The sequence below is a fragment of the Streptomyces sp. NPDC051567 genome, assembly GCF_044454165.1.
Classification (GTDB): domain Bacteria; phylum Actinomycetota; class Actinomycetes; order Streptomycetales; family Streptomycetaceae; genus Streptomyces.
The window spans coordinates 23237-29517 of record NZ_JBITDK010000046.1 but is presented as its reverse complement, the minus strand read 5'-3'; the positions used below and the strand labels follow the sequence as shown (position 1 = coordinate 29517).

At 70.9% G+C, this 6281-nt stretch carries 4 protein-coding genes; all 4 read left to right on the top strand.

Annotation, left to right across the window (positions count from 1 at the left end; translation table 11 throughout):
• The coding region (locus ACIA5F_RS29755) for an acyltransferase domain-containing protein (RefSeq protein ID WP_399358341.1) at nt 1-748 on the top strand (748 nt) is incomplete at its 5' end.
• Nucleotides 749-801: 53 nt separating this feature from the next.
• Nucleotides 802-1923, top strand: coding sequence for a DNA alkylation repair protein (locus ACIA5F_RS29750; protein ID WP_399358339.1), 1122 nt, complete (start codon nt 802-804; stop codon nt 1921-1923).
• Nucleotides 1920-5882, top strand: coding sequence for an aminotransferase class I/II-fold pyridoxal phosphate-dependent enzyme (locus tag ACIA5F_RS29745; protein ID WP_399358337.1), 3963 nt, complete (start codon nt 1920-1922; stop codon nt 5880-5882). The genes ACIA5F_RS29750 and ACIA5F_RS29745 overlap by 4 nt, the downstream gene beginning before the upstream one ends.
• Before the next feature lie 65 nt (nt 5883-5947).
• Nucleotides 5948-6253, top strand: coding sequence for a hypothetical protein (locus ACIA5F_RS29740; RefSeq protein ID WP_399358335.1), 306 nt, complete (start codon nt 5948-5950; stop codon nt 6251-6253).
• Nucleotides 6254-6281: the final 28 nt, after the last annotated feature.

Genomic DNA, 6281 nt, shown 5'->3' with positions numbered 1-6281 from the left:
GGGTGATCTGCTGCGGTTGACGGCGTTGCGTGGCCGTCTGATGGAGGCGGGTCCGCAGGAGGGTCCGTTGGCGGGTGCGATGGCGGTGGCGCACATCGACGCGGATGCGGTGCGTGAGGCTCTGGTGGGGTATCCGGGGGTGGAGATCGCGGCGTTCAACGCGCCGCGCAGTGTGACGGTGAGTGGTCCGGCCACGGTGGTGGACGCGTTCTGTGCGGGGGTGTCGTTCCGGACGCAGCGGTTGACGGTGTCGCACGCGTTCCATTCCGCGGCGATGGAGGGCGCGGTGGCGCCGTTCGCGGAGGCGGTCGCGGCGACCCGGCTCCAGGCTCCGGGGATTCCGTTTGCTTCGACGGCGACGGGTGACTGGCATACCGCTGCCACGGCCACTGATCCGCGGGTGTGGGCGGAGGCGATCCGCCGTCCGGTCCTGTTCACCCAGGCCCTTGCCAGGGTGGGTGAGGCGGGGGGGAAGGTGTTCTGGGAGGTCGGTCCTCATCCGGTCCTGACCACCCTGGGACGTTCGACGCTGACCGGTGACAGTCTGGCCTGGCATCACACGCTGCGTCGTGATCACAGTGATCAGGGTGAGCTTCACAAGGGTGTGGCCGCGCATTACAGCGCGGGTGACACCGATATCGACTGGGCCGCGGTTCATGCGGGCAAGGGTCAGCGGGTCATGACCATTCCCACCTACCCCTTCGACCGACAGAGATTCTGGGTCGGGAACCCGAATCAGGCCCAGTAGTCTGCTGTTGAAGTTCTGTATCTGAAATTCCTGAAGAAAGCACATCGATTTACATGGCTGAAGAATACGGTCTGAAGCGGCACTTCAACGGTGGCGCGGCTCGGCTCATCGGTGAGAAGATCCTCGCCGTATACCCCGATTTCGACATCGACGGTTATGCTGAAGAAGTCGAACAGCGCATTCCCGGAAAGGAACTGAAGGACCGTGTCCTCGTCCTGGCCGAGGGGCTGCGGAGCCGGCTTCCCGAGGACTACACCGAGGCCGTGGGCATTCTCGTCGCGATCCTCGGCGATGAACTCGCCGAGGGCGAGGGAATGTTCAATCTCAGCTGGTTCCTCATGCCGGTCGCCCGGTTCGTGGAGGAGTACGGCCTCGACCACCCCGAGGTGTCGCTCGACGCGCTGGTCGAGATCACCAAGCGCCACACGGCGGAGTACGCGATCCGCCCCTTCATCGAGCAGCACTACGAGCTGACGATGAAGCGCATGGCGGAGTGGGTCCACGACCCCAGCCACCACGTGCGGCGCATGGCGAGCGAGGGCACCCGCCCGCGCCTTCCCTGGCACCGGACGCTCACCCGCTTCGTGAAGGACCCGCTCCCGGTCCTGGAGGTCCTCGAACCGCTCCGGAGCGACCCGTCCGAGTACGTGCGCAAGTCCGTGGCGAACAACCTCAACGACATTTCGCGGGACGCGCCCGAACTCGCCCTCGCCACCGCGCTCCGCTGGTCCGAGGAGAGCCGGACCCCGGAGACCACCTGGATCGTCAAGCACGCGCTGCGCACCCTCGTCAAGAAGGGCGACCAGCAGGCGCTGACCATCCTGGGAGCCACCGGCGGCGAGCACCTGAGGGTGCCGAACCTGCGCATCACCCCGCAGACGGTCAACCTGGGCGACACGTTCGTCATCCGTCTCGACCTGGAGAACACCGACGTCCGGACCCACCGGGTCGCGGTCGACTACGCGGTGCACTTCGTCCGCAAGAACGGCCGCTCCATCCCCAAGGTCTTCAAGCTCACGACGCTCGACCTGGCCCCGGGCGAGCGCCGGACGCTGGAGAAGTCCCACACGATCAAGACCATCCAGACCCGCACGTACTACTCGGGGGAGCATCTCATCGACATTCAGGTGAATGGCCTGGTCATGGCCACGGACCGATTTGACCTGCACCTTTGATCCGCTTCAGGCATCACCTCAGCGGAGACCACCCCGTGGTCTCGGACCATCGCGTCGGCGGGCTCCCCGTCCTGCCGGCCGCGGCTCAGATCGACGACATGCTCACCGTCTGCGACAGCACCCGCCCCGACAGCCAGTGGCTGCTGGAGCAGGTCTCCTTCCTCGCGCCGCTCGGCGTCCCGGGGGAGAGCGCGGAGATCGAGATCGCCCTCACCGAGGACGGGAGCTGCTCCGTCAGCTCCCGGCAGCCCGCCGGGGACGGCGGGCCGTCGGACGGCGACGAGGGAAGCTGGCTGGCGCACAGCCGGGCCAAGGCGACCGGCAGCGCGCTGACGCCGCCGCGCTACCTCGACGTGTCCGAACTCCGGTCCGGCTGCACCACCGACATGCCCCTGTCGGCGGTGGCCGCGTGGCGGGGCGCCAGCGGGATCGAGTACGGGGCCTCCTTCCAGGCGATCCGCGCGGCGCACCGGGGGCCGGGGCGGATGCTCGCCCTGCTGCGCGTGTCCGAGGACCCCTCGGGCTCCGCGCACTTCGTCCCGCCGGCCCTCCTCGACAGCGTCTTCCAGTGCCTGGGGATGCTGGACGACGGGGCCGCGGGAGCCTGCCTGCCCTGGTACGTCGGGCGGATCGCCGCCCGCCGGAAGATCTCGGGCACGGTCCTGGCCCTGGTCGAGCAGGTCCACGCCGAGGACGGCGCGGGACCCGTGGCCGGAGCCGGCGGCTTCGTACGGGGCAGGGCCACGGTCTGCAACCAGCAGGGCGAGGTCCTCCTCGAACTCGACCGGATCACGCTGAAGGGCGTCGCCCCGGCCGGGCGGGCCGCCCCCCGCCCCACCGCTGTGGCGCAGGACCCCGGGGTGCGCCCCGCCGACGGGACGATCACCACCCCGGCCTGGCAGGTCACCGCCGCCGCCCCCGGCCCGCGCCCGTCCGGGGGAACCGTTCTCGTCGTGTCCGACGGGCCCGCCGCCGACACCCCCCGGACCGTGCGGCTCGCCCCGCACGAGCTGCGGAGCGAACGCCTGGACGCCCTCCTCGGGGAGTCCGACGTCCGCGAGGTCGTGTACGTCGCGCCGCACGGGGTGACCGGCGCCGACGAGGCGACGGCGGCCCTGCACGGGGTCTTCACGCTCGTGCGACGGCTGGCCGCGCACCGGCCGATGCGAGACCTCACCGTGGTCACCCGCGGAGCGCAGAGCGTGACCGGCCAGGAGGTCCCCGAGCCGTACCAGACCGCCCTCTGGGGGCTCCTGCGCACCGTGCGCGCCGAATACCCCCGTACGGTCGTCCGCCTCGTCGACACCGACACCGACGGCGACGGCGGCGCCGACCTGGCGGGGCTGCTCGACGGGATGCCCCACGGGCTGCCGGAACTGGCCCGGCGCGGCGGCTCCTGGTACGCGCCGTCGCTCGTCCCGGTCCCCGTCCCCGCGGACGGCCCGGCCGACGGTTCCCCCGTGACGATCGGCGGGGGACGGTTCCTCATCACCGGGGGCATGGGCGGGATCGGCCTGCACGTCGCGGAGTTCCTGGCCGGCCAAGGATGCGCGCACCTCACCCTGGTGGGCAGGACGGTGCCGCAGGAAGGAGAGCTGCGCCGACGCCTGGACCGTCTCGCCACGGTCTGCGAACTCGACCTCCTGCGCGCGGACGTACGGTCGCTGGACGAGACGCTGCGGGACCTCCCGCAGTTCGACGGCGTGTTCCACGCGGCCGGTGTGCTCCGTGACGGCATGGTCCGCTCGCTGACCCCGGAGCGCGTGGACGAGGTCTTCGCACCCAAGATCGGTGGTACGCACGCCCTCGACCGCGCGTTCACCGAGGACACCCGGCCGGGCTTCGTCGTCCTCTTCTCCTCCATCTCCGCCGCCCTGGGAAACCTCGGGCAGAGCTCCTACACGACGGCCAACGCGTACCTCGACGGGTACGCGGCCCGCAAACGCGCGCAGGGAGAGTCCTGGTACAGCCTCGGCTGGGGACTGTGGACCGTCGGCATGGGCGAAGGGATCGTCGAGGCCGCCGCCGCCCGCGGCATCCCGGCACTGACCGCCGACGAGGGCATCGCCCTCCTGCGGGCCGCCCTGCGCCTGCCTCCCGCCCACTACGTCCTGTCCGCCGTACCGAAACCTGAGGACGAACCGATGACATCTGTGACACCGGAAGCCCGGCTGTGGCCGTCGCTCTCGGCGATCCTGAAGAAGACCCTGCACGTCAACGAGGTGTCGCCCGACGACAGCCTGCTGGACCTGGGTCTGGACTCGATGATGGCGGTCGAGGTCGCCGCCGCACTGGCGGTCGAGGGACTGACCGTCGACCCGATGACGTTCTTCGAGCACGCCACCGTGGGCGCCCTCCTCGACCACCTCGACGGCCTGACGCGGACGGCCCCCGCCCCGGCCCGGACCTCCGCGCCCGCCCCGGTGCACACACGGGCCCACACCGCGCCCACGCCCCGGGTTCCCGCGCCCGCCCCGGCGTACCGGCCGGCCCCCAGGCCCGCGCCGCTGCCGGTGACACCGCCCCCGGCGGGCACCGCCTTCGTGCCCGACTGGGACCGCTTCCGGGACGACGCCACCGCACCCCCTGCCGAACGGCGCCCGGCACCCCCCGCCCCGCCCACGAGCGCGACGAGTGCGACGAGTGCGACGAGGGGCCCCTCCCGGTCCCGGACCCCGGCCGCGCCGCGGGGCAGGCGCGGCGGATCACCCACCGGGGCACCGGTTCCCCGGCGCACCCTGCCGGGAAGGCTGACCGACCTCCCGCAGGGCTCGTTCATCGAACGCCGTATCGACGCCCTGTCCGCCGAGGACCGCGTCGTCGTCGCCCAGGACGACTACTTCTACGAGCCGGTCATCGAAGAGGCCAAGGACGCCTGGATCAAGTTCGACGGCCGCTGGTTCCTGAACCTGGCGTCCTACTCCTACCTCGGCCTGATCGGGCACGAGTACATCGACGAGCAGGCGCACCGCGCCCTGGAACGCCACGGCACGGGCGCCCACGGGGTGCGGCTCCTCGCCGGCACCCTGCACCTGCACCGCGAGCTGGAACAGACGATCGCCCGCTTCCTCGGCACCGAGGACGCGATCGTCTTCTCCAGCGGGTACATCGCCAACGTGGCGACGGTCGGCGCCCTGGTCGGCCCCGGTGACGTCATCATCGGCGACGTCTACAACCACGCGAGCATCCTCGACGGCTACCGGCTCTCCGGGGCGAAGGTCCTCACGTACGCGCACAACGACCTGGCCGATCTGGAACGCGCGCTCCGCAAGGCGGGCGACGCCGGCTGCCTCGTCGTCACCGACGCCGTCTTCAGCATGGACGGAGACATCGCCGACCTGCCCGGGATCGTGGAACTCTGCGAACGCTACGACGCGGGCCTGATGATCGACGAGGCGCACAGCCTCGGCGTCCTGGGCGCCACCGGCCGGGGAATCACCGAGCACTTCGGCATCGACCCCGCGCGGGTGTCCGTGCAGATGGGCACGCTCTCCAAGACCGTCCCCAGCGCCGGTGGTTACGTCGCCGGGTCGAGCGACCTCATCTTCGCGCTGAAGAACAACGCGCGCGGCTGGATGTTCTCGGCCGCCGCGACCCCGACGCAGGTGGCGTCGGCCAAGGCCGCGATCGAGGTCATGGAGGCGGCTCCGTCGCTCCCCGGTGAACTCAAGGCCCGTACCGACCGCTACCGCGGGAAGCTGCGCGCGCTCGGCTTCGACACGATGGCGAGCGAGTCGCCGGTGGTGCCGATCCTGTGCAACGACGCGGAACAGGCCCAGACGATGGCGCGCCTGTGCCAGAGCGACGGCCTGTTCGTCCAGCCGATCGTCTACCCCGCCGTGCCCCGGGCACTGCCCCGGCTGCGGACGATCGTCAACCTCAGCCACTCCGACGACGACCTCGACCAGGCCCTCGCGATATTGGAGAAGGCCGGCCGCCGCATCGGGCTCATCACCTGAGAAAGCGGCGCGACCACGCGGCGCGACCACGTCATGAGATCCAGCTGTTCAGAGAGGGGACCGGGATGACCGACCACGACAACAAGGCGTTCTTCAGCGCGGTACTGAAGGCCGTCGCGTGCACGCGCAACCACAACACCGACGGGAGCGGGTACGCCACCGGCGTGCTGGCACCCACCGCACGCATACGGGAGTTCGAGAAGGAGACCGGCGGACGGCCCCTCACCCCGGCCGAGACCGAGCAGGTACTGGGCTGGCTGGAGTCGACCTTCCGTACGAAGCAGACCCCCGACGAGGAGCGCGCGTACTACCTGGCCCGCGTCGCGGAGGCGTCCGGACCGGTGCCGGCGCCCCTGGGCGCGTTCGCCTGAGACCCGCGAACCCCCGGTGATCCGGTCG

Coding starts and splice junctions, on each gene's coding strand:
- ACIA5F_RS29740 (WP_399358335.1), top strand. CDS start 5,948: ATGACCGACCACGACAACAAGGCGTTCTTCAGCGCGGTACTGAAGGCC.
- ACIA5F_RS29750 (WP_399358339.1), top strand. CDS start 802: ATGGCTGAAGAATACGGTCTGAAGCGGCACTTCAACGGTGGCGCGGCT.